This is a genomic window from Pseudomonas sp. NPDC087342 (genome assembly GCF_044744265.1).
In the GTDB taxonomy this organism is placed as follows: domain Bacteria; phylum Pseudomonadota; class Gammaproteobacteria; order Pseudomonadales; family Pseudomonadaceae; genus Aquipseudomonas; species Aquipseudomonas nunensis.
The window spans coordinates 1-22,405 of record NZ_JBIUXZ010000014.1 but is presented as its reverse complement, the minus strand read 5'-3'; the positions used below and the strand labels follow the sequence as shown (position 1 = coordinate 22,405).

At 60.6% G+C, this 22,405-nt stretch carries 16 protein-coding genes; 5 read left to right on the top strand and 11 right to left on the bottom strand.

Annotated elements, in window-relative coordinates:
• Positions 1-216: 216 nt before the first annotated feature.
• The 10 genes from ACIOYV_RS22800 to ACIOYV_RS22755 all read right to left on the bottom strand — a co-directional run bounded on the left by ACIOYV_RS22800 (position 217) and on the right by ACIOYV_RS22755 (position 17,007).
• Positions 217-2,826: a calcium-binding protein gene (locus ACIOYV_RS22800; RefSeq protein WP_401327229.1), complete on the bottom strand. Its 2,610-nt coding sequence runs from the start codon at positions 2,824-2,826 to the stop codon at positions 217-219.
• Positions 2,827-2,961: 135 nt separating this feature from the next.
• Positions 2,962-6,558 (bottom strand): glycosyltransferase, encoded by a 3,597-nt coding sequence (locus ACIOYV_RS22795; protein ID WP_401327227.1) that lies wholly within the window; start codon positions 6,556-6,558, stop codon positions 2,962-2,964.
• A gap of 116 nt (positions 6,559-6,674) precedes the next feature.
• Positions 6,675-8,252, bottom strand: a complete 1,578-nt coding sequence (locus ACIOYV_RS22790) for a flagellar hook-associated protein 3 (protein ID WP_401327224.1) — start codon at positions 8,250-8,252, stop codon at positions 6,675-6,677.
• 13 nt (positions 8,253-8,265) lie between these two features.
• A complete protein-coding gene (gene flgK, locus ACIOYV_RS22785) occupies positions 8,266-10,308 on the bottom strand; it encodes a flagellar hook-associated protein FlgK (RefSeq protein ID WP_401327221.1) in 2,043 nt (680 codons plus the stop codon).
• A gap of 23 nt (positions 10,309-10,331) precedes the next feature.
• Positions 10,332-11,639 (bottom strand): flagellar assembly peptidoglycan hydrolase FlgJ, encoded by a 1,308-nt coding sequence (gene flgJ / locus ACIOYV_RS22780; protein ID WP_401327218.1) that lies wholly within the window; start codon positions 11,637-11,639, stop codon positions 10,332-10,334.
• Between the two features lie 11 nt (positions 11,640-11,650).
• A complete protein-coding gene (locus ACIOYV_RS22775; protein WP_163909044.1) occupies positions 11,651-12,739 on the bottom strand; it encodes a flagellar basal body P-ring protein FlgI in 1,089 nt (362 codons plus the stop codon).
• A gap of 27 nt (positions 12,740-12,766) precedes the next feature.
• Positions 12,767-13,462, bottom strand: coding sequence for a flagellar basal body L-ring protein FlgH (gene flgH / locus ACIOYV_RS22770; protein WP_163909043.1), 696 nt, complete (start codon positions 13,460-13,462; stop codon positions 12,767-12,769).
• A 51-nt stretch (positions 13,463-13,513) separates the two neighbouring features.
• Entirely contained in the window at positions 13,514-14,299 is a 786-nt protein-coding gene (gene flgG / locus ACIOYV_RS22765; protein ID WP_054049256.1) for a flagellar basal-body rod protein FlgG, read from the bottom strand.
• A 46-nt stretch (positions 14,300-14,345) separates the two neighbouring features.
• On the bottom strand, positions 14,346-15,086 hold the full coding sequence (locus tag ACIOYV_RS22760) for a flagellar basal body rod protein FlgF (protein ID WP_054615772.1): 741 nt from the start codon (positions 15,084-15,086) through the stop codon (positions 14,346-14,348).
• A 358-nt stretch (positions 15,087-15,444) separates the two neighbouring features.
• The gene (locus ACIOYV_RS22755; RefSeq protein ID WP_401327213.1) at positions 15,445-17,007 is read right to left on the bottom strand and encodes a sigma-54-dependent transcriptional regulator; all 1,563 of its coding nucleotides are present in this window, start codon (positions 17,005-17,007) and stop codon (positions 15,445-15,447) included.
• Positions 17,008-17,412: 405 nt separating this feature from the next.
• Here ACIOYV_RS22755 and phhA point away from each other — a divergent pair, with 405 nt between their 5' ends.
• The 5 genes from phhA (at position 17,413) to ACIOYV_RS22730 (ending at position 21,847) form a co-directional block, all read left to right on the top strand.
• Positions 17,413-18,204, top strand: a complete 792-nt coding sequence (gene phhA / locus ACIOYV_RS22750) for a phenylalanine 4-monooxygenase (RefSeq protein ID WP_054049250.1) — start codon at positions 17,413-17,415, stop codon at positions 18,202-18,204.
• A gap of 111 nt (positions 18,205-18,315) precedes the next feature.
• Positions 18,316-18,672, top strand: coding sequence for a 4a-hydroxytetrahydrobiopterin dehydratase (locus ACIOYV_RS22745; RefSeq protein ID WP_054049248.1), 357 nt, complete (start codon positions 18,316-18,318; stop codon positions 18,670-18,672).
• Positions 18,672-19,865, top strand: a complete 1,194-nt coding sequence (locus ACIOYV_RS22740) for an amino acid aminotransferase (RefSeq protein WP_054049246.1) — start codon at positions 18,672-18,674, stop codon at positions 19,863-19,865. Before ACIOYV_RS22745 ends, ACIOYV_RS22740 begins: the two co-directional genes overlap by 1 nt.
• Before the next feature lie 441 nt (positions 19,866-20,306).
• Positions 20,307-20,543 (top strand): hypothetical protein, encoded by a 237-nt coding sequence (locus ACIOYV_RS22735; RefSeq protein WP_401327208.1) that lies wholly within the window; start codon positions 20,307-20,309, stop codon positions 20,541-20,543.
• Between the two features lie 104 nt (positions 20,544-20,647).
• Entirely contained in the window at positions 20,648-21,847 is a 1,200-nt protein-coding gene (locus ACIOYV_RS22730; RefSeq protein WP_265044082.1) for an MFS transporter, read from the top strand.
• Here ACIOYV_RS22730 and arfB read toward each other — a convergent pair.
• The gene (gene arfB / locus ACIOYV_RS22725; protein ID WP_090181465.1) at positions 21,844-22,257 is read right to left on the bottom strand and encodes an alternative ribosome rescue aminoacyl-tRNA hydrolase ArfB; all 414 of its coding nucleotides are present in this window, start codon (positions 22,255-22,257) and stop codon (positions 21,844-21,846) included. The genes ACIOYV_RS22730 and arfB overlap by 4 nt on opposite strands.
• Positions 22,258-22,405: the final 148 nt, after the last annotated feature.

Sequence of the window (22,405 nt, the reverse complement as noted above, 5' to 3'; positions counted from 1 at the left end):
CGAGGCGCGAGTGCTCGTTTTATGGCGATATGAAGGGGGACTTGCAGGAAACGCGCCAGCTCTGTGGGCCTGGAAGCCACCCAGAGGGAAGAGAACCTGTGGGAGCGGGCTTGCTCGCGAATGCGGGGTGTCAGGGACATAAGTGTTGCCTGACACACCGCATTCGCGAGCAAGCCCGCTCCCACAGGGGATGGTGGTGGGGTTTAGATCAGGTTGTTAGCCGAACATGGCGAAAGCATCAGCGCTGGTTGGCAAATTGAACGCCTGGCCGTCAGCGGTCTGGATGTGCTCGATGGTGGCGAAACCGGCGAACCAATCCTGCAGCTTCACGCCGTTATCCGGAACTGCTCCGGACGCAGGGTTGGTGTTGCTGAGGTAAAGATCATCGCCCACCCGCGTGACATTCAGGTCGGCGGCGGTGGCGACGTTGTTCAGGATCAAGGTGTCATTGGTGAAATAGCCCTGGCCGTCTTCCCTGATCGTCACCAGGTTGCTGGTGTTGACGATGTAGGTGTCGTCATTCTCCCCGCCATTGGCAAAGCCGCCGGCGTTCATGATCAGTTGGTCGAAGCCATTGCCGCCCAACAACACGTAATCGTGGCCAATGCCCGTCAACACATCTTCGCTTTCCCCACCATCGGCCGTGCCGCTGGTGACTGTGATGGTGTCATTGCCATATTCGCCATAGGCGAAGCTGCCCCGATCATTGACCGCGGTGACAATCACGTCGTCGCCGTCGCCGCCGTACAACATGTCGGCCTGGGGAACGCTGCCGGTATCGACTTCGGTGGAAGGACCGCTCGCGGGTCCAAAACCGCCATAGAGGTGATCGGCGACCCAACCACCGTGGATGACGTCATCGCCCAGACCGCCTTCAAAGTAATTACTTTCGATGTTTCTACCGGTCAGCGTGTCGTTGAAGTGACTGCCTCGCAGGATCTCAATATCCCAATACTGGTCACCGTCAGCGATACCCGAATACTGCAACGTCTGCTGATCGATGCTGACCCCCACATTGCTGTCGCCATAACTGACGGTATCCACACCTTCACCACCGATGAAAAGGTCTGCGCCAGCACCGCCAAACAGCAGGTCGTTACCCGCGCCGCCGCGGAGAGTGTTCATCGAATCATTACCGTGACCCGTGAAGTCACCGGTGCCGGTGTACGTCAGGTTCTCGATGAATGATTCCAGGGTCTTCACCGCCAGGCTGGTGCGCACCTCATCGTTGCCGACGGGGAAATCCTGCTCGATGATTGTCACTCCCTCGGCACTGATGTTGTAGATGTCGTCGCCCCAGCCACCTTCAAACGTCACGCCGCCGACGGAGCTGGTGAAGGTGTCGGCACCGAGCGAACCGATGACCTTTTCCACATTGACCAGGGTGTCGCCTTCAGCGTCGTTACCACTGCCAGGCTTACCAACACCTTCGCGGATGTCAATGTTCACCGCACCATTGGACAAGGAGTAATCCACGGTATCGAAACCGGCCCCGCCATCGATGCCGACCGGCAAGTCATTCGCCCGGAAAAAATCGTCGTAATTCGAGCCACGAATTAGCTCGATGCTAGTGTAGGTATCACCCACCGCCACGCCTGTGTTCAGTTGCCCGGATGCCAGGTCAACCGTTACACCCTCCGTGCTGTCGGCATAGCTCGCAGTGTCCAGGCCCGCACCGCCGATCAAGTGGTCCGCGCCCTCCCCGCCCACCAGCACATCGTTACCGGAACCGCCGGTAATAGTGTTGTTGCCGACATTACCGTAACCGGTGAACGAGCCCTTCCCGGTGTAGGTCAGCGACTCAATGTTGGCGTCCATGGTGTAGGAAGCCAGGCTGGTACGGATCTCGTCGTTGCCCACAGGAATGTTGCGCTCGGAGATCGTAATACCGCGAGAGTTGATAACGTAGACGTCATCCCAGATGGTGCCAACGACGTGTTCGATGTTTTTCAGCGTAACGCCTTCAGCATCGCCGCCAATGCCCGGCTTACCCGTACCATTGCGGATATCGAGGGTGATCCCAGCCTCCGACATCGAGTAATCCACCGTGTCAAAACCGTCGGCGCCGTCCACTGACTTGAACGCTGCTCCGCCCAAAAACACGTCATCGTGGTTGGAGCCGCGAATGGCTTCGATATCGGTGAAGGTATCGCCGGCGGCGATTCCGGAGCTGTTATTACCGTACTTCAGATTAATGTCCAGGGTCAGACCCTCGGCGCTGTCGGTGTAGCTCGCGGTGTCCCACCCTGCGCCGCCGATCAAGTGGTCAGCCCCGCCACCACCCAGCAGCACATCGTTGCCCGCCCCGCCGGTGATCACGTTATCGCTGGCGTTGCCGTAACCGGTGAATTTACCGGTGCCGGTATAGGTCAGGCGTTCGATGTTCTCGTCCAACCGGTAGTGGGCCTGATTGGTCAGCACCTGATCGTCATAACCGCCACCCCAACCACTCTCTTCAATGATTTTGCCGCCGCCGGCATTGACGATGTAGGTGTCGTTGCCGCGCCCGCCTTCAAGGGTCCGGCTGCCCAACGTGGTGGTGAAGGTGTCATCATAATCACTGCCAATGACCTTCTCGATATTCTTCAGCGTGTCGCCTTCGGCATCGCCGCCGGTCCCGGGCTGGCTGACGCCGCTGCGCAGGTCGATGCTGATCCCGGCGGAGGACCAGGAGTAATCCGCCGTGTCGAACCCGGCGCCACCGTCGAGCGTGTCCGCGCCAGCGCCGCCGATCAGGACGTCATCGCCGCGCAGTCCCTTGATCACGTCATCCTCATTCGTACCGATCAGCGTATCCGTGCCGTTTGTTCCATTCATAACTGCCATGTCTTCTTCCTTGCCTTGGTGAGAAAAAACGAAATCCTTGGGCAACTATCGACCACTGACGCTTCAAGCTTGAACCTGCGGACGAAAAAAAAGGCGACCCAAGGTCGCCTTCTTTTCGAGAGCCAGGTGAAACAATCAGTCCGCCAACCAACCGTTCTCCCAGTAACGCAGGTTGTCGCCGCGCAACACGTAGTCGCGCAGCACCACTTCGCGCAATTGATCGCCCAAGCGGTAGCTCGCGTCCGGGTCAGCCAAGTGCATACGGATGGCTTGCAGCCATTCATCGGTGCTGTTGGTCTTGATCCGGGTACACGGCAAATACCCGCGATAGGCCTCGGTGTCGGTGCAGATCACCGGATAGCCGCAAGCTCCGTACTCCAGCAGGCGCAGGTTGCTCTTGCAGTCGTTGAAGATGTGGAATTCGAGGGGCGCCAACGCCAGGTCGAGGTTCAGGCTGGCGAGTTTGGCCGGGTAGACATCCAGCCCGATCACCCCGTGGAACTCATGCATGTAGGGGCGCAGATCATCCGGGCACATGCCGAAGAATACCCAGTCGACTTCATTGGCTAACTCACGGACCACATCGGCAATCACCGCCAGGTCACCGTGGTGACTGGTACCGCCGCCCCAGCCGACCCGAGGTTTTTTCGAGGTGCGGCGCTGGCTGCGCATGTCGTTCCACAGATGCCTGGACAGCATGTTCGGCACCACGCGAATGTCCTGGTGCATATCCGACAGCGCATTACCCAGCGCTTCGGTGGAGACCACTACGCGGTCGCACATACCGATGGCACGCCGCACCAGGCGCTCCATCTCCTCCTTGTTCGGCATATTGCGGATATGCGCGTTGCGATGCGGAACGTTGATGACATAGTCATCCAGCTCGTAGATCCGTCGGGCATTGGAGTAGGTTTGCAGCGGTACGATTTCGTTGATCGTGCCTTCGGAGTAGCGCCCCTGCAGGATGATCACGTCAGGTGTCTGGCGCTCGATTTCAATCATCGAGGGCATGTTGTAGTGAATGCGCCCCTCAGCCCGGCCCGCAGCTTCCAACTCGATCATCGGCTGCGTTACGCGGTAATGGCCAATCGCGGAGGCGTTGATCGGAACGGCGAGGATCTTCGGCAGCTGCGCTTTGGAGAACGGACTCCAACCGGTACGCAAACCTGGCTCAAGGCTGAAGCTCGAACCGCCCAGCCCCTGCAATGACAGGTTGATGTTGTAGGCCGGGTCACGGGCGATGATCGGCAGCCAACGTTTGTAGAACACTTCCTGTTCCTGGCTGCGCAGCGCCGGTTCGCCTTCCTGCGGCAGCACGACCGGGCGTGCACCCAGCGCCAACCGGGCATACGGCGTCCACACCACCAGATAACCGTCCTGGCCGATCCGCAAACACAGGTCGGCTTCATTGAGGGACTGGGCCAGGTGCGTTTCATCCAGGCCACCGACTGCGTCGAACACGGCCTTGCGCACCATCAGGCAATCACCGCCAACGGCACTCAGGTTGTGCGCGACCTGCAACCGGAACATGTAGCCCGCCGCTTGAAGGGACTCGCCGTAAAACGGCACGCCGGCCGGCCCTTGCAAACCGAGAATCAAACCCGCGTGCAGCACCCGCCCGTCCGGGTTGAACAGCTTGGCACCCACCACGCCGACTTCCGGACGCTGGGCGTGATTGAGCAGTTCATCCAGCCAATCGCCCTGAGTGATCACCGTGTAAGGGTTAAGCATCAGGACGTAATCGCCGGCGGCCTGCTTCACCGCAAAGTTGCACACGGCCGCGGCATTGCCTTGCTGTGGGTACGCCAGCACGCGAATCCGCTCGCTGCCCAGCCCTGCCATGCCGGCCAGCCAGGCCCGCGCCTCGGCACTTTCGCTGCCATTATCGACCAACAGCAATTCGTAATCGGCGTAGGCGGTTTTTTCCAGCAGGCTTTCAACGCAACGCTGCAAAGCGACGGTCTGGTCCTTGCTGACGATGATGATCGACACCAGCGGCCGGACCGTGTGCTGATAGTCGACACGGTTGATCAATTCGCCGCTGGCGCTGCGGTTCTCATAGTCCACGCCCAGGCGTTGCAAATGCGCGTCCAGCAACAACGGGCTGTTATCCACCACGTCAGCATGAGCCAGCCACTTGCCCAGATCGAACGTCGACTCCAGCAACACCTCGGCGATATGTCCGATCACCTGGGTGCCTTCATCCTCGACCATGCGCCAGAGCACATCGTGCGGCGCCAGTTCCCCGTGCACCGAGTCGAAACCGCCCAGGGCCAGGAAACGTTCGCGCTTGAATGCCAGGGCTCGCCCGACGTAAGGGTAGCTGCGCATCAGGTCGAGGTTGAAGTCGGGTTTGAAGGCCGGCTCGGCCGACTCCCCCTGACGCAAACTGCCTTCGTCGCTGTACAGGCACGCCAGGGTCGGCGACAGGACAATTCGCTCCGCCATGGCCAGCAAGGCCGGCGCCACCAGGCGATCACCGGCACGCAACAGGTAAAACCAGTCGGCACCTTGCAACTGAGGCAACAGTTCATTGACCTGCGCCAGCCAGTCCTCTTGCAATGGCAAACGGAAAACCCGTTCATCCAGCGCAGCGTCGGTGCACGACGCGGACAACACCAGTGTCAGCTCGGGCGCGTAATCCTGCGCGGCAAGCGACTGCAGGGTCAGGTCCAGGGCTGATCGGCTGCCGAGTTCATCGATGATGACCGGCACGATTTTCGGGGTGTGGGTCCAACCGGCGATGGTGTCCGGCAATAGCAACCGTTGACCGTCATTGAGGACACGGCACGCCAGCCACTGCGCGTAGAGTTCGGCAAAACTGGTGCTGGCGATGCCGACAAGCCATTCCTGGGCACTTTGTTTGGTGCCCAGGGTTCGGCTCAAAGGCAGTTCTTCCCAGACCCGGGGCGATTCTTCGGTCCGGGTCAACGGCAGATAACGAACCCAACCCGGTGCCGGCGCAGACTCGCCACTGCGCGCCTTGAGCATCTGCAAAACCCATTCACGCTCAACCTCTACGGCGTCCTTCATCGCCTGCTGGGCGCTCAAGCGCTCCGGGTACAGGCGCTCGACACTGAGCACGTTGTTGGACATCACCAGATTACCGCGCCGCAACAGGCACACGTACAAGGCAAAATCCAGGGTCGCCACAAAGCAGTGGCCCGCCTGGGACAGCGCTGGCAACAACTCCAGCACGTCCGCCCGACGGAACAGTGCATTGCTGAAACCACCAAGGATGTTGACCGGGAAATTCTCAAAAATTGCCAGCAGGTCGTCGCCCTTGAACAGGCCGCTTACTGGCGAGAGCGACGTGTTTTCCAGGCGCGAAGGCAGCAGCATGTCATCGGCGTCCCAGAACAAACGCTGGGCCAGCACCAGACTCACTTCGTCACGCGCCATCAGTTCATGGGCCTGCTGCTCGATGCAGGCGGTGAACAGGTGATCGTCATCACACAAAAACTTGATGAACTCGCCCTGGGCTTCTTCCAGGCAGGCCTGCAAGTTGCCCACCATCCCGAGCGTGCGCGGATTGCGCACATAGCGCACGGCAACGCCGGATTGCCCGGAGATCGCGATGACCGCCTCCTCGATCTCACTGCCACGACTGTCGTCGCACACAATGATCTCGAGATTGCCATAACCCTGAGTCACGGCACTGTGCAACGCACGACTGAAAAAGCGCGGATTGAAGGCAGGAATGACGAGGCTGACTAGAGGGAGTGAATTCACGGCGGACTCGCAGGCGGCGTGAGCTCGCCCAGTAAAGCGAGCCCTTTGAACCGCGGAAAAAGACAGTAGATATCAGAGGGGCAGCAGTGACCGGGCGCCTGAGCGCCCGACCACCGTCAGATCTTGTTGAACAGACCCAGCGACGTGATCTTGCTGAACGCCAGTTGCGCGGCTTGCAGCATGGTCTGTTGCAGGGTCAGGCGAGTCATCACTTCAGCAGGATCGGAGTCACGAATCGAGCCTTGGGTAGCGGTGTTCGCCAGGCTCAGGCTCTGGTTGGTCGTGGACTGATCGTCCAGCGACTGACCGCGCGCACCAATGGACGTAACGGCCGAGCCCAACTGGTCAGTGGCGCTGTCCAGGTTGGCCAGGCCCGAATCCATGGCTGCCTGAAATTGCTGCTTGGCCACGGTGTTGCCGTCGATTGGCGAGTTCAGTGCGGTGATCATCTTGCCCAGGGTATCGAGCACGTTCTGGGTCTGGTGATCATTGGCCTGCACGGCGAACTGATCGCCGGCGCCCGGTGTGCCGCCGCCCAGCGTGAAGGTCACGCCTGCCGCGGTGGCGGTAGCCGGAGGACCCGCCACCACAGCACCCGACGATACCGGACGGCTGTCGGCCGTCACTGGCGCCGCGTACAAATCGAACGCGGTAGCGCTGGTGAACTTGAGGATCGCCCCACCCGACGGGAACGCCGCGTTGTAGGCCGTCGGGTTGGTCACCGAGGAACCGGTGACGACCGCAGTGGACGCGTTGCCGGCGCTGCGCACGGCACCGATGGTGTCCGGGTTGGCCGTCAACTGGAAGGTATGGCCGGCGATGACCGTGTCCGCCACATCACCCGACTTGAGGTTGATGTTCAGGTTCAGGTCGACACCACGGAAGTTGACCACCTGGTTGGCGCCGTTGCTATTGCTGAACGCGCCGTTCTGGCTGGCCTCGGTCGTGACGTCGTTGCCCAGCCCGTCGGTGATCTTCAACTGGGTGCTGCTCAGGAAGGTGACCGTGTACGGCTGGCCGCTGGCGAACTTGGAGTCGTAGGTGGCGCTGTTGGTCACCTGGCCGTTGGACAGGACCACGCGACCATCATCCACCGCCGGAGCGGTCATGGCCGCCTGGGTACGACTGGTGTTGATGGTCTGCTGGAACGCGTCCCAACCCGTGGTGTTGCTGGCCACGGTCAAGCCGTCGCCGATGCCCAGGTCGATATGGGTCTGGTCACCGTTGTAGCTGTAGGTGCCGTCGGAATTCTGCGTGTACGGCGGGGTGTCGGTTTTCGAACCGGAGAACAGATAATTGCCGGAGGAATTCTTGGAGTTCATCAGGCCCAGCACTTGTTGCTGGATCTGGCCCAATTCTGCCGCAAAGGCCTTGCGGTCATCGTCGGTGGTAATGCCGTTGTTGGCGCTGAGGCCGATTTCCTTGGCGCGCTGCAAGGCAGTGCCGATGGAATCCAGCGTGGTCTCTTGCAGGCTCAGCGAACTCTTGGTCGAACTGATGTTGGCGTTGTACTGATCCAGCATCGCGCTCTGCTGACCCAGTTGCAGCAAACGACCGGCACCGATCGGATCGTCGGAAGCCGTGTTGACGCGGGTCAGGCTGCTGGCTTCGTTGCTGGTCGCGATCGCCTTGTTGAAGTTGCGCTGATAGTTGGCAGCGGTTGTCTCGTAATACTGGGCGGTGGAAATGCGCATGAATTACGACTCCTTAAAGGCTGTTGATCAGCGTGCTGAAAGTTTCCTGCGCAGCCTTGATGATCTGCGAAGAGGCGGTGTAGTACTGCTGGTATTTGACCAGGTTGCCGGTTTCTTCATCCAGGTCGACCCCGGACAGCGAATCACGGGCGCCCTTGGCCTGGGTCAGGATCGCGGTGGTGGCGGCACTGTCGGACTTGCCCTGTGCGGCCTTGCTGCCGACGTTGGTCACCAGTGTGTTGTAGGCGTCGGTCAGGCTGATGCCCTTGCTCGCCGAACCGGTGTCCACGGTCTGCTTGGTTTGCAGGCCGACCAATGCCTGGGCATTGCGGTTGTCCGAGGACGCCGCGCCGGTCAGCGACATGGAGAAGCTCTCGCCAGTGCCTGGCGAACCACCCACGGTGGTCTGCACAGTGAAAGTCTTCTGCACCGCCGGCGTACCGCCGTCGGTGATCGGATTGCCGCTGGCATCGACCATCGGTACTTTCAGGCTCAGGGTGTTGTCCTGGCCCGGAACGATGGTGCCGCTGCCTATTGAGGTGCCCTTGGCGTCGGTCATGGTGTAAGTCTGGCTGCCACCGCTTGGGGCACCAAAGGTGATCTTGACCGGCGTCGAGTACTTGAGCGCGGTCTGCATCTCGGCCTGGTTCGCCGAGTTGTAGATATCAATGGTGCTGCTGAGCGCCGGCTGGGTGTAGGTGCCGGTCGCCTTGGAGCTGGCCACACCGGTCAACGGCGCGGCCGCTGCGATTTTTTTCGGGTCGGTCAGGACGGTCTGGATGCTTGCTGCGGCGCCGCGAGTCGGGGTCACCTTGAAGCTGTCGCCAGCGCTCAGCGCACCGCCGTTCAGCGACAGGCTGAAACCGTCGATCACCGGTGGCGGCGTGGTCGTGGTGCTGAAGGTGCCCATGTCGGTGCCGTCGGAACGCTTGACGCTGTAGTCCGTGGCGCTGGTGAAGGTCACCTGATAATCGCTGGTGGTCAGCTTGCCGGTGTCCTTGATGGTGACATTCAGGTTACCGGAACCGGCGCTGTTGCTCGCATTGCCGATGCTGCGCTGACTGATCAGCGCGGCGCTGTTGATGTTGTTGAAGATCGCCGCGCCGAACTCGCCGTTCTTGTCGATGCCTTGCGCTTGCTGACTGTTGATCTGGTCAGCCACGACCAGGGCCACACGCCCCAGCTCATTGAGCGACGGATCCAGCACTTCTTTGCGGTAACTGAGCAGACCACCGATTTCGCCGCCGCTGACCACCGACGTGATGTCAATGGTGCTGGAGCCACGGTTCATCTGCAGCGCCATGCGCGACGGATCATCCTTGCTCGGTACGGTTTCCAGTGTGTTGGTGGTGTTGCCCATCACCAATGGCTGGCCGCTGCCGACGTAGATGTCATAGCTGGTGCCGCGCTCGACGACTTGCGCACCGACCATCTCGGAGAGTTGGCGCACGGCTTCGTTACGGGTGTCGAGCAGGTCGTTCGGCTGGCCACCGCTGGTGGAGATTTCGCCGATCTTCTGGTTCAGGTTGGCAATCGAGGTCGCCAGTTTATTCACCTGGGCCGCCATGTCAGCCAGGCTGCCATTGATGGTGGTGTTCTGGTCATTCAACTGTTTGGCGATGCTGTTGAAACGCGCGCTCAACGCCTGGGCGCCGGTCAGTACCGACTGGCGCGAGGTATCGTCGGTCGCCGAGGTCGAGACGCCCTGCATCGAAGTGAAGAATTTCTGCAACACGCCGGTCAGGCCGGTGTTGGTGTCGGACAGCGAGGCGTCGAGTGGCGTGGCCTGGTCCAGGTACGAGGCGGCTTCGCTGTTCAGCGAAGTGGCCGTGCGCAATTGCGAATCGAGGTAAGAGTTGTACACCCGGCGCACATCCGCCAGGGTCGTACCGGTGCCGATGAAGACGTTCCCGTACTGCTGCGAGGCCTTGGTGCCCTGCACGGTTTGCTGACGTGAATAACCGGCGGTGTCGACGTTGGCAATGTTGTTGCCTGTGACAGCCAGGGAGGATTGGCTAGCCGCCAGACCCGACATCCCGATATTGAGCAAACTCATGGTTCAGACCTTATGCCTTGTGCCTATAAAGGCGTGGTGGTAGCGCCCGCCGCAGCGTAGTTTTGGTAACTCGTCATCTGCTTGGCTATCTGCGAAATCTTGCTGGCGTAGTTCGGGTCGGTTGCATAACCGGCCTTTTGCAACTCACGCACAAACTGTTCTGGGTTATCGGCCGACTTCACGACATCTTGATAGCGATTATTGGATTGCAGCAACGTCACAAGGTCATGGAAGCTGTCCTTGTAAGAGGCGTAGGAACGGAACTCGGCCGTCTCCTTGACCATCGCGCCATCCCTGAATTCGCTGGTGATCGCCCGCGCCGAATCGCCCTTCCAACTGCTGCCGGTCTTGATGCCGAACAGGTTGTGGCTGCTGCTGCCATCCTGAGCGCGCATGACCGATTTGCCCCAACCGGTTTCGAGCGCGGCCTGGGCCACCAGGTAACGCGGATCGACGCCAATACGGTCGGCAGCTTCCTTGGCCATCGGCAGCATGGTGTTGACGAATTCGTCGGAGGAACTGAACGCTTTCTTGGCCGGTGCGAGAGGAATCTGCGCCATCGCACGGCCGTAAACCTGCATCTGCCCGCTCGACGCCGATGACGTTGGCGACGGCAGCCAGTCGCCGTTGTACAACGGACCGGCACCGGTTGCCGTAGCGGTGGCGCGCTCAGGCAACAGGTTTTTCAGGGAGGTGGCAGCGGTCGTGGTGCTGGTCGCGGTGGACGGCACCAGACCGGCGAGCAAACGATCGGCCAGTTTCGGCGGCAAGGCCAAGCGCCGCTGGTTGAGCAGCGCCACGTCATTGCTGTGAGCGGCCGTCGCTGTCGGCGCCTTGACCCCACGCGAAGCCCACAACGGACGCTCACCGTTAAGGCGCGACAACGGACCGTTCGTGGCGATGGTACCGGCGGCTACCGGCGTCGTAACGGCTTCAACCTTGGCTTTCGCTGCTTCCTGCTTGGCGGCGGAATTCGCCGCCGCCTCACCCGGAGCCAGCGGTTTGTTCTTCGACATCTGACGCATCAACACGTCCGCCAGGCCAATACCGCCGCCTTCACGAGACATGGACACGGCCATCTGCTGGTCGGACATTTCCTGGTATTGCTTGGCAGCCGGCGTGTTGAGCGGATTGTCCTTGCCCAGCTCGTCGGTGGCCGAGCGCATGGACTTGAGCATTTCACCGAGGAACAGCGATTCGAATTCCTGCGCTACTTTGCGCATGTTCGCGTCGCTGTTCTTGTCGCCGATCTTGAGCTGGTTCAGACGATTGAGGTCGGAGTAAGAACCCGAGTCGCTGGTGCTGAGCGTGCCGCTCTTGCGCATGTCCATGGGTGCGGTCCTCAGATCACGATCAGGTCGGCTTGCAGCGCGCCGGCCTGTTTCAATGCTTCAAGGATGGCCATCAAGTCACCTGGCGCCGCGCCGACCTGGTTCACCGCACGAACGATTTCGTCGAGGGTGGTGCCCGGACCGAACTTGAACATTGGCTTGGCTTCTTGCTGGGCGTTGACCCGCGAGCGCGGCACGACCGCCGTCTGCCCATTGGACAGAGGGCCGGGCTGGCTGACGATCGGGTCTTCGGTGATGGTCACGGTCAGGCTGCCGTGGGTCACGGCGGCCGGGGACACTTTCACGTTCTGGCCGATCACGATGGTGCCGGTGCGCGAGTTGATGATGACTTTCGCCACCGCCTGACCCGGATCGACTTCAAGGTTTTCGAGGATCGACAGGTAATCGACACGCTGGCTCGGATCGAGTGGCGCGGTGACGCGGATCGAACCGCCGTCTATAGCTTGGGCAACACCAGGACCGAGCAGGTCGTTGATCTTGTCGACCACGCGCTTGGCGGTGGTGAAGTCGGAACGGTTGAGGTTCAAGGTCAGGCTGTTGCCCTGGTTGAAACCGCTCGGCACCGAACGCTCGACCGACGCACCGCCAGGGATACGACCGGCCGACGGAACGTTGACAGTGATCTTCGAACCGTCACGACCTTCAGCATCGAAACCGCCGACCACCAGGTTGCCCTGGGCGATGGCGTAGACGTTGCCGTCGATACCTTTAAGTGGCGTCAGAAGCAAGGTGCCGCCGCGCAGGCTCTTGGAGTTACCGATCGACGACACGGTGATGTCGACCTGCTGACCCGGCTTGGCAAACGCCGGCAAATCGGCACTGATCGAGACCGCCGCAACGTTCTTCAGCTGCACGTTGCCCGAACCCGGCGGCACCTTGATGCCGAACTGCGAGAGCATGTTGTTGAAGGTCTGCAGGGTGAACGGGGTCTGGGTCGTCTGGTCGCCGGTGCCGTTAAGCCCGACCACCAGGCCGTAACCGATCAATTGGTTGGTCCGCACGCCGGAAATGCTGGCGATGTCTTTCAACCGCTCGGCTTGAGCGGTGAAGGCTGCGGACATCAACAAGGCAGCGACCATGAGACTTCTGAAGTTCAACGTAGCCACCTAGAAAGGGAACAGCGGGCTGAGGAAGAAACGGTCGAACCAGCCTGGCTGACTCGCATCGGCAAACGCACCGGTGCCCGAATAGGTGATACGTGCATCGGCGACGCGGGTCGACGACACGGTGTTATCGGTGGCGATGTCATCGGCGCGCACCAGGCCAGCAATCCGCACCAGCTCATCGCCCGAGTTGAGGGTCATCCACTTCTCGCCGCGCACGGCAATGATGCCGTTGGGCAAGACGTCGGCGACGGTCACGGTGATCGAGCCGGTCAGGCTGTTGCTCTGGCCGGACTTGCTGGCGCCGTTGGTGGCACGGTCGCCGCTGTAGCCTGCGTCGAGACTCAGGCTGCCACTGCCGACTGGATCATTGGTACTCAGGCCGCCACCGAACAACGACGTCAGACCGATATTGGTCTTGCTGGTCTTGTCGATCTGCGAGTTGGCGCCTTTGCTGGCCTGAGTCCTTTCGTTCAGGGTGATGGTGATGATGTCACCGACCCGGAACGCCTTGCGGTCGCTGTACAGGTTCTGTTCGAAACCGGCCTGGTAGATCGAGCCATTGTTGGCGGCAGCCGGCAACGGCGTGCGCGGCAACACCGGGGCGTAATACGGGTCATTGGGCTTGGGCGTCGGCGCGACGCAGCCCGCGAGTGCGACTACCCCACTCAGTGCCAGAACAGATACAAAGCGATTCATGACCCTACCTCACGGTGTTGCTGGCGACCGATGGCCGCCCCATAGACTTGATTACAGATTCTGCGTTACGAACGAGAGCATCTGGTCGGCGGTGGAGATCACCTTGGAGTTCATCTCGTAGGCGCGCTGAGTGGTGATCATGTTGACCATCTCTTCAACGGTGCTGACGTTGGAACCTTCCAGGGTGTTCTGCAGCGTGGTACCGAAACCGTTCAGGCCCGGGGTGCCGACTTGCGGCGCGCCACTGGCAGCAGTTTCCAGGAACAGGTTGTTACCCACGGCTTGCAGGCCGGCCGGGTTGATGAAGTCGGCGGTTTGCAGGTTGCCGATCACTTGGGAGGCCGGGTTGCCAGGAACAGTGATGGACACCGTGCCGTCAGTACCGACCGTGAAGGTCTGGGCGTTGTTCGGGATGACAATCGCTGGTTCCAGGGCGAAACCGCTGGCGTTCACGATCTGGCCGTTGGAGTCGAGGTGGAAGGTGCCGTCACGGGTGTAGGACGTGGTGCCATCCGGTTGCAGAATCTGGAAGAAACCGCGACCGTCAACCGCCAAATCCAGCGGCTGCTCGGTGGTTTGCAGGCTGCCGGCCGAGAAGTTTTTCTGGGTGCCGACGATGCGCACACCGGTACCCAATTGCAGACCGGACGGCAGTTCGCTGTCCTGGGTCGACTGGGCGCCAGGCTGGCGTTTGATCTGGTACAGCAAGTCCTGGAACTCGGCGCGATCACGTTTGAAACCCGTGGTCGATACGTTCGCCAGGTTGTTGGAAATGGTGGTCAGGTTAGTGTCCTGGGCGGACAGACCTGTTTTGGCAACCCATAGAGCCGGAAGCATTTCGATTCTCCTCGTGCGCCTGTTTTACGGCGCGACGTTCTGGTAATTAGCTGATCTGCAAGACCCGAGCCATGGCCTGGTCATCGTCTTTGGCGGTGTTCATCATCTTGATGTGCAGCTCGAACTGCTTCGACAAGGCCAGCACCGAGGTCATTTCTTCCACGGCGTTGACGTTGCTCGACTCCAGGAACCCGGACACCAGCTTGACGCCTGCATCGGCTTGCGCCGGTTTGCCGTCCTTGGTGTGGATCGAACCATCCAGGCCTTTGGTCATGTTCTTCAGGTCTGGGTTGACCAGTTTGATGCGGTCGATTTCGGCCATCACGCGCGGGCCTTCACCCATCGAACGAATGCTGATGGTGCCGTCTTCGCCCACTTCGATTTTCTGCTCGGGCGGCACGGCAATCGGCCCGCCATTGCCCATCACCGGCATACCGTTGCCGGCACGCAGCACGCCGAGGGCGTCAATGTTCAGGCTGCCGGTGCGCACGTAGCTTTCGCTGCCATCGGGGCTCTGCACCGCGATCCAGCCGTTGCCGGTGACGGCCACGTCGAGGTCACGACCGGTTTCCACCATCGAACCTGGCGAGAAGTCGGTGGCCGGACGTTCACTCATGGCAAAGGCACGCGCCGGAAAGCTGTCACCAAACACCGGCATCGAACGGGCCTGTTCCAGGTCCTTTTGAAAACCGTTGGTGGAGATGTTCGCCAGGTTGTTCGCGTGAGCCTTCTGCGCCAGTGCATTCTGGCTGGCGCCGGTCATTGCCACATAAAGGTACTTATCCACACTCAATCCTCTGCATGCCGGACGTTTGCCGCCCACTGCTGTACTGATGAGCCTTAAGCAATTTGCAGACCAACTTTTTTCTGACGGCCCGGGGCCCGGCAAACAAAGGACTTGAGGGGTTTAGAGGGGATGAGGGGATTGTGTCGAAGTCGAAAAACCGGCGGTGTTATGCCGTTTGGTGGCAAGGCTCAGCCTCACGAACCCCGTAGCAGCTGTCGAGCAACGCGAGGCTGCGTTCGGCGACAAAGTCGTCGTGAAATCAGACCGAGCGGTGTGTCATGTCGATCGCGTGCCCAGGGTTTACGACGACTTCGTCGCCGAACGCTGCCTCGCGGTGCTCGACAGCTGCTACAAAGCGCTAAGCGCCGGGCTCTTTGCCGACTTCATACTCGCGCAACTTGTTGGCAATGGTCGTATGCGAAACCCCCAACCGCTTGCCCAACTGCCGACTGCTCGGATGCTCTGAATACAACCGCTCCAGCACCGCTTTCTCGAAGCGCCCGACAATCGCATCCAGCCCGCCTTCCAGCGAGAAATCGCCAAGCGGCTGACGCACGCCGTAGTCCGGCAAACGAATGTGCTCGGCCTTGACGGTCCCGCCCTCGCACAACGAAACCGCCTGGAACAACACGTTTTCCAACTGCCGGACATTGCCCGGCCAGTGGTAATGACTGAGCCGCTCCATGGCCGCCGGTGCCAGTTTCGGCAGCGGGCAACCGATCTGCCGACTGGCCTGATCGAGGAAGTGCTCCACCAGTGGCGTCAAACCGTCGAGGCATTCGCGCAGCGGCGGGATGTGCAACGACAGCACGTTCAAGCGGTGATACAAATCCTGGCGAAATTCGCCGCGGGCGCACAACTCAGACAGGTCCACCTGCGTCGCGCAGATCACCCGCACATCCAGGTAAACCTCCTCATCACTGCCTACACGACGGAAGCAACCGTCCTGCAAGAAGCGCAGCAATTTCACCTGCAAGCGCGGGCTCATTTCCCCAACGCCATCGAGAAACAGCGTACCGCCGGCCGTCAATTCCAGTAGCCCGAGCTTGCCTTCGGCCCGCGCCCCTTCGAAGGCACCGGGGCCATAACCGAACAACTCGGTCTCGGCCATGGATTCCGGCAGACCGGCACAGTTAAGCGCCATCAGCGGTGACTGGCCACGCGGACTCGCCAGGTGACAGGCCCGCGCCAGCAGTTCTTTGCCGGTGCCGGTTTCGCCTTCTATCAATAGCGGCGCATCCAGCGGCGCCATGCGCCGGGCCTCGCGCACCACCGCTGCCATGACTTTCGAACTCTGGAAGATGCTGTCGAAACCGCGCAGCTCTTGTTTGCGCACGTTGTAGATGCGCTCGCCGACCCGATCCGCCCGGTGCAACGTCAACACCGCGCCGGCCATGGCCTCGCTGTCGTCGTGCTCCGATTGCAGCGGGGCGATGTCGGCGAGAAACACGTCACCCTTGACCTTCACCCGCAGCCCGTTGATCCGCGACTTGTTGGCGCGCACCAGTTCCGGCAAATCGAAATCCTCGGCGTAACGGGACAAGGGAATCCCCGGCACCTCGTCGACCCGCACCCCGAGCAACTGCGCCGCCGCGCGGTTGGCCGCGACGATCGAGCCGCCCATGTCGATAGACAACACCGGGAACTCCAGTGCGCCGAGCAACGCGTTGAGCTCCATGTGCCGACGCTCGCTGGGCATCAGCCCTACACGCTTGACGCCGAATACCCCGCCAATCGCCTCGAACTTCGGACGCAGAGCCTGGAACTGGATATTGATCAGGTTCGGGCAGTGCAGGTAGATCGCGTTGCCATGCTCACCGCCGACCTCGCCGCGCGCGACGTTGATCCCGTATTCCACCAGCAGGTTGAGAATGTCGCGCAGGATGCCGATGCGGTTTTGGCAGTGGACTTTGATACGCATATAAAAGGCCTGAAAAAGCGGTGAGTTTGAGTTTGTGCCAAGCGCAACCCCTGTGGGAGCGAGCTTGCTCGCGAAGGCGCCAGCACATCCACCATCAATGTGTCAGACAGACCGCTTTCGCGAGCAAGCCCGCTCCCACAAGGGGATTGCGGTGTCCTCGGGGGTATTTTTCTGCGAGGACACTCAGATAGTCGTCAAGATTATGTGACACCCGGAGCGCTTTTCAAACCCGGAAAACTCAATACCTGCGCCACGACCACCAATCCGTAACGAAAACTTTACGAAAAATACGGATTTCTCCTACACGCGACCCGAACCACCTGCTGCATCACCGCACGCCTTGGGGTATCTCTAAGTCCATAGCTGTACATAACAAGAACGACTTCCCCCTAGCAGGAGAGCAGCATGAAGCAGACGCAATACGTGGCTCGCGAGCCCGATGCGCAAGGTTTTATCGACTACCCCGCCGAAGAACACGCGGTGTGGAACACGCTGATCACTCGCCAACTGAAAGTGATCGAAGGGCGTGCGTGCCAGGAATACCTGGACGGTATCGAAAAACTCGGTCTGCCCCACGACCGCATTCCGCAACTGGGTGAGATCAACAAAGTCCTCGGTGAAACCACCGGTTGGCAAGTGGCCCGGGTTCCGGCGCTGATCCCCTTCCAGACCTTTTTCGAATTGCTCGCCAACAAACAGTTTCCGGTGGCGACGTTTATCCGCACCCGCGAAGAGCTGGATTACCTGCAAGAGCCGGACATTTTCCACGAGATCTTTGGTCACTGCCCGCTGCTGACCAACCCGTGGTTTGCTGAATTTACCCACACCTACGGCAAACTCGGCCTACAGGCCACCAAGGAAGAACGCGTGTACTTGGCGCGCCTGTACTGGATGACCATCGAGTTCGGCATGGTCGATACCCCAGAGGGCCTGCGCATCTACGGCGGCGGCATCCTGTCCTCGCCTAAAGAAACTGTTTACTGCATGTCGGACGAGCCGGAGCATCAAGCCTTCGATCCGCTGGAATGCATGCGCACGCCGTATCGCATCGACATCCTGCAGCCGCTGTACTTCGTGCTGCCCAACCTCAAGCGCCTGTTCGACGTAGCCCATGAAGACATCATGGCCATGGTCAAGCAAGGCATGCAGCTAGGCTTGCACGCACCGAAGTTTCCGCCCAAACCCAAGGCCGCGTGAACCGCGACTTTTACTGACAAGTGAGCCTGTCAGTCGACGCGGCTTTGGTTTAGCGTGTTGGCATTGACGGCCGATATAGCCCATATAAAAACTCGATACAGGAAACAGACCATGTCCGCTTTGAACCAAGCCCACTGCGAAGCCTGCCAAGCCGGCGCCCCTCAGGTCAGCGACGAAGAGTTGCCGGTACTGATCAAGCAGATCCCTGACTGGAACATCGAAGTTCGCGACAGTGTGATGCAGCTGGAAAAGGTTTTCCTGTTCAAGAATTTCAAGCACGCCCTGGCATTCACCAACGCGGTCGGTGAAATCTCCGAGGCCGAAGGTCACCACCCGGGCCTGCTGACCGAGTGGGGCAAAGTCACCGTGACCTGGTGGAGCCACTCCATCAAGGGCCTGCACCGCAACGACTTCATCATGGCCGCGCGCACTGATGACGTGGCCAAGGACGCCGAGGGCCGCAAATAATGCATTTCGACGCCATCGGCCGAGTACCCGGCGACCCGATTCTCGGCCTGATGGAGGCCTATGCGCAGGACCCCAACCCGCGCAAATTCGACCTTGGCGTGGGTGTCTATAAAGACTCCCAGGGCCTGACGCCGATTCCGCAATCGGTGAAACTCGCCGAGGCGCGCCTGGTGGATCGCCAGACCACCAAGACCTACATCGGTGGTCACGGCGAGCCAGCGTTTGGCAAAGTCATGAACGAGCTGGTGCTCGGTGCCGATTCGGCGCTGATCGCCGAGCAACGTGCCGGCGTCACCCAGACGCCGGGCGGCACTGGCGCGCTGCGTTTGAGCGCGGATTTCATCGCACAAATGCTGCCGGGCCGTGGCGTGTGGTTGAGCAACCCGACCTGGCCGATTCACGAAACGATTTTCGCCACGGCCGGGGTCAAGGTCAGTCACTACCCGTATGTGGGCAGCGACAACCGTCTCGACGTTGACGCGATGCTCGCGGTGCTCAACGAAGCGCCCAAGGGCGATGTGGTGTTGCTGCACGCCTGCTGCCACAACCCGACCGGTTTCGATTTGTCCCATGACGATTGGCGCCGGGTGCTCGATGTAGTGCGCCGCCGCGACCTGCTGCCGCTGATCGACTTCGCTTACCAAGGCTTCGGCGATGGACTGGAACAGGATGCCTGGTCCACTCGGTTGTTCGTCGACGCGTTGCCGGAAGTGCTGATTACCAGCTCCTGCTCGAAGAACTTCGGCCTGTACCGCGACCGTACCGGTGCGCTGATTGTTTGCGCGAAAACCGCCGAGAAGTTGGTGGATATCCGCAGTCAACTGGCCAACATCGCTCGCAACCTGTGGTCGACGCCGCCAGATCACGGCGCGGCCGTGGTCGCGACCATCCTCGGCGACCCGGAGCTGAAAAGCCTCTGGGCCGACGAAGTGGAAGCCATGCGTTTGCGTATCGCGCAACTGCGCAGCGGTCTGCTCGACGCCCTTGAACCGCACGGCTTGCGCGAGCGCTTTGCGCACATCGGCGTGCAACGCGGGATGTTCTCCTACACCGGGCTGACGGCGGAGCAGGTTAAACAGCTGCGCGATCATCACAGCGTGTACATGGTCAACTCCGGCCGGGCCAACGTGGCAGGGATTGACGCGACGCGCCTGGCGCTGCTGGCCGAGGCGATTGCTGAAGTCTGCAAATAACCCTCTGGCATAGCTAATTCCCTGTGGGAGCGAGCTTGCTCGCGATAGCGATTTTTCAGTCACATTGAGTTTGAATGTGGCACCGCTATCGCGAGCAAGCTCGCTCCCACAGTTGTCATGCGTAATTGCTACTGACCTGTCTAGACAATCCCATCCGTCGAAACAAATGGATATAAAAGTCTATTTGTCATTTGTCCTGCTGTATCCTGCCCAAGCTTTTTAAAAGCGCGGATCTACCAGATCTATCAACAGACTTTGCGAGGAGCGCGAACATGCACGAGATCCCTAATCTCCCCTTCCCAAGCCTGCACGAAACTGAGCAGACACCCCCGCAACAAGCCAGTGCCCAACAGCCTGAGCCGAAAGAAGCCACTGACAGTCGAAAGGCTGACAGCGAAGACTGAAACACCTGCAATGCCAGACCGTGTGGAAAGCGCTAACATGCGCTTTCCACACCGCCTGAACCCCGAGCACCCCGCCATGACCGATGATTTTAGTTCGACTTTTAATGAAGAGCAGCAGGCCAGCGTTCTGATCGGCACCGCCGAGAAAATGATCGACATCTGGAATCGCCTTTCCCCGGAAAAACAAGCCGCCCTGCTGGCCCGTTTCGGCAGCGAAGAAAACGCCCTCGCCGCTCTGGTCACGACCCAACTGGTCGCCCCCGCCAAATCCTGATTCGTCCCCGTCCGGCAAATAGTTTTACTTTTCCACGACCGCCCGCCCCTCGCGCCGCTATCATAAGCAGCCTATCTATCCTGCTGCCCCGTGGACTTTTACCCATGTCAGAAAACCAGCGCCCCCTGGCGGTCACGCTGCAAGTCGTTTCCATCGTCCTGTTCACCTTCATCGGCTACCTCAACATCGGCATTCCCCTCGCCGTATTGCCGGGCTACGTCCACAGCGACCTGGGTTTCGGCGCGGTGATCGCCGGGCTGGTGATCAGCGTGCAATACCTGGCCACCCTGCTCAGCCGGCCTTACGCCGGGCGCATCATCGACAACAAGGGCAGCAAACTGGCGGTGATGTACGGCCTCGCCGGTTGCGGTTTGAGTGGCGTGTTCATGCTGATTTCGGCCTGGACCCAAAGCCTGCCGATGCTCAGCCTGATCAGCTTGCTGATCGGCCGACTGGTGCTCGGCAGCGCGGAAAGCCTGGTGGGTTCGGGTTCGATCGGCTGGGGTATCGGCCGGGTCGGCGCGGCGAACACCGCCAAAGTTATTTCCTGGAACGGCATCGCCAGTTACGGCGCCATCGCCATCGGTGCGCCGCTGGGAGTGCTGCTGGTCGATCAAATGGGTTTGTGGAGCATGGGCGTGAGCATCGTGCTGCTGGCCGTGCTGGGTCTGGCGCTGGCCTGGCCGAAAACCGCCGCACCGATTGTGGTCGGTGAACGCCTGCCGTTCATGCACGTGCTGGGTCGGGTGTTGCCGCACGGCTGCGGCCTGGCGCTGGGCTCGATTGGTTTCGGCACCATCGCCACCTTCATCACTCTGTATTACGCCACGCAGCATTGGTCGAACGCGGTGCTCTGCCTGAGCCTGTTCGGCGCCAGCTTCATTGGTGCGCGGCTGCTGTTCGGCAACCTGATCAACCGTCTTGGCGGCTTTCGCGTGGCGATTGCCTGCCTGTCGGTGGAAACCTTGGGGTTGTTGCTGCTGTGGCTGGCGCCGGATGCGCATTGGGCACTGGCCGGTGCGGCATTGAGCGGTTTTGGCTTCTCGCTGGTGTTCCCGGCGCTGGGCGTGGAAGCGGTCAACCTCGTGCCGGCCTCCAGCCGTGGCGCGGCGGTCGGGGCCTATTCATTGTTTATCGATTTGTCGCTGGGGATTACCGGGCCACTGGCCGGGGCGATTGCGGCGGGATTCGGCTTTGCATCGATCTTCCTGTTCGCCGCCCTCGCCGCACTCAGCGGTCTGGCCTTGAGCGTCTACTTGTACCGGCAGGCGCCAAAGCACCGTGAAGCGCGCGACGCCGCTTAGAAATCCACCTTGCCCCGCCCGGCCTTGATGCTGCCGCGCTTGGTCTTGGACTCCAGCCGACGCTTCTTCGAACCGAGGGTCGGCTTGGTCGGGCGGCGCTTCTTTTCGACCTTGGTGGCGCTGAGGATCAACTCCACCAGCCGCTCCAGCGCATCCGCGCGATTGGCTTCCTGCGTGCGGTATTGCTGGGCCTTGATGATCAACACGCCGTCGCTGGTGATGCGACTGTCGCGCAGCGCCAGCAGCCGTTCCTTGTAGAACTCAGGCAACGACGAAGCCGCAATGTCAAAGCGCAGGTGCATCGCACTGGAGACCTTGTTGACGTTCTGCCCACCCGCACCCTGGGCACGAATAGCGGTCAACTCGATTTCGGCATCCGGCAGATGCACGTTGTTGGAAATCACCAGCATGGAAAAAAGCGTCCGTATTCAGAGTCGCCAGAATACCCTGTAGGAGCGAGGCTTGCCCGCGAAGGCGTCGGGACAGCCAACATCAATGTTGAATGTGCCGGCCTCTTCGCGGGCAAGCCTCGCTCCTACAGGGGTTGGGTGGTGTTCG

Coding starts and splice junctions, on each gene's coding strand:
- ACIOYV_RS22800 (WP_401327229.1), bottom strand. CDS start 2,826: ATGGCAGTTATGAATGGAACAAACGGCACGGATACGCTGATCGGTACG.
- ACIOYV_RS22790 (WP_401327224.1), bottom strand. CDS start 8,252: ATGCGCATTTCCACCGCCCAGTATTACGAGACAACCGCTGCCAACTAT.
- flgK (WP_401327221.1), bottom strand. CDS start 10,308: ATGAGTTTGCTCAATATCGGGATGTCGGGTCTGGCGGCTAGCCAATCC.
- flgJ (WP_401327218.1), bottom strand. CDS start 11,639: ATGGACATGCGCAAGAGCGGCACGCTCAGCACCAGCGACTCGGGTTCT.
- ACIOYV_RS22775 (WP_163909044.1), bottom strand. CDS start 12,739: ATGGTCGCTGCCTTGTTGATGTCCGCAGCCTTCACCGCTCAAGCCGAG.
- flgH (WP_163909043.1), bottom strand. CDS start 13,462: ATGAATCGCTTTGTATCTGTTCTGGCACTGAGTGGGGTAGTCGCACTC.
- flgG (WP_054049256.1), bottom strand. CDS start 14,299: ATGCTTCCGGCTCTATGGGTTGCCAAAACAGGTCTGTCCGCCCAGGAC.
- ACIOYV_RS22755 (WP_401327213.1), bottom strand. CDS start 17,007: ATGCGTATCAAAGTCCACTGCCAAAACCGCATCGGCATCCTGCGCGAC.
- phhA (WP_054049250.1), top strand. CDS start 17,413: ATGAAGCAGACGCAATACGTGGCTCGCGAGCCCGATGCGCAAGGTTTT.
- ACIOYV_RS22745 (WP_054049248.1), top strand. CDS start 18,316: ATGTCCGCTTTGAACCAAGCCCACTGCGAAGCCTGCCAAGCCGGCGCC.
- ACIOYV_RS22740 (WP_054049246.1), top strand. CDS start 18,672: ATGCATTTCGACGCCATCGGCCGAGTACCCGGCGACCCGATTCTCGGC.
- ACIOYV_RS22735 (WP_401327208.1), top strand. CDS start 20,307: ATGCGCTTTCCACACCGCCTGAACCCCGAGCACCCCGCCATGACCGAT.
- ACIOYV_RS22730 (WP_265044082.1), top strand. CDS start 20,648: ATGTCAGAAAACCAGCGCCCCCTGGCGGTCACGCTGCAAGTCGTTTCC.
- arfB (WP_090181465.1), bottom strand. CDS start 22,257: ATGCTGGTGATTTCCAACAACGTGCATCTGCCGGATGCCGAAATCGAG.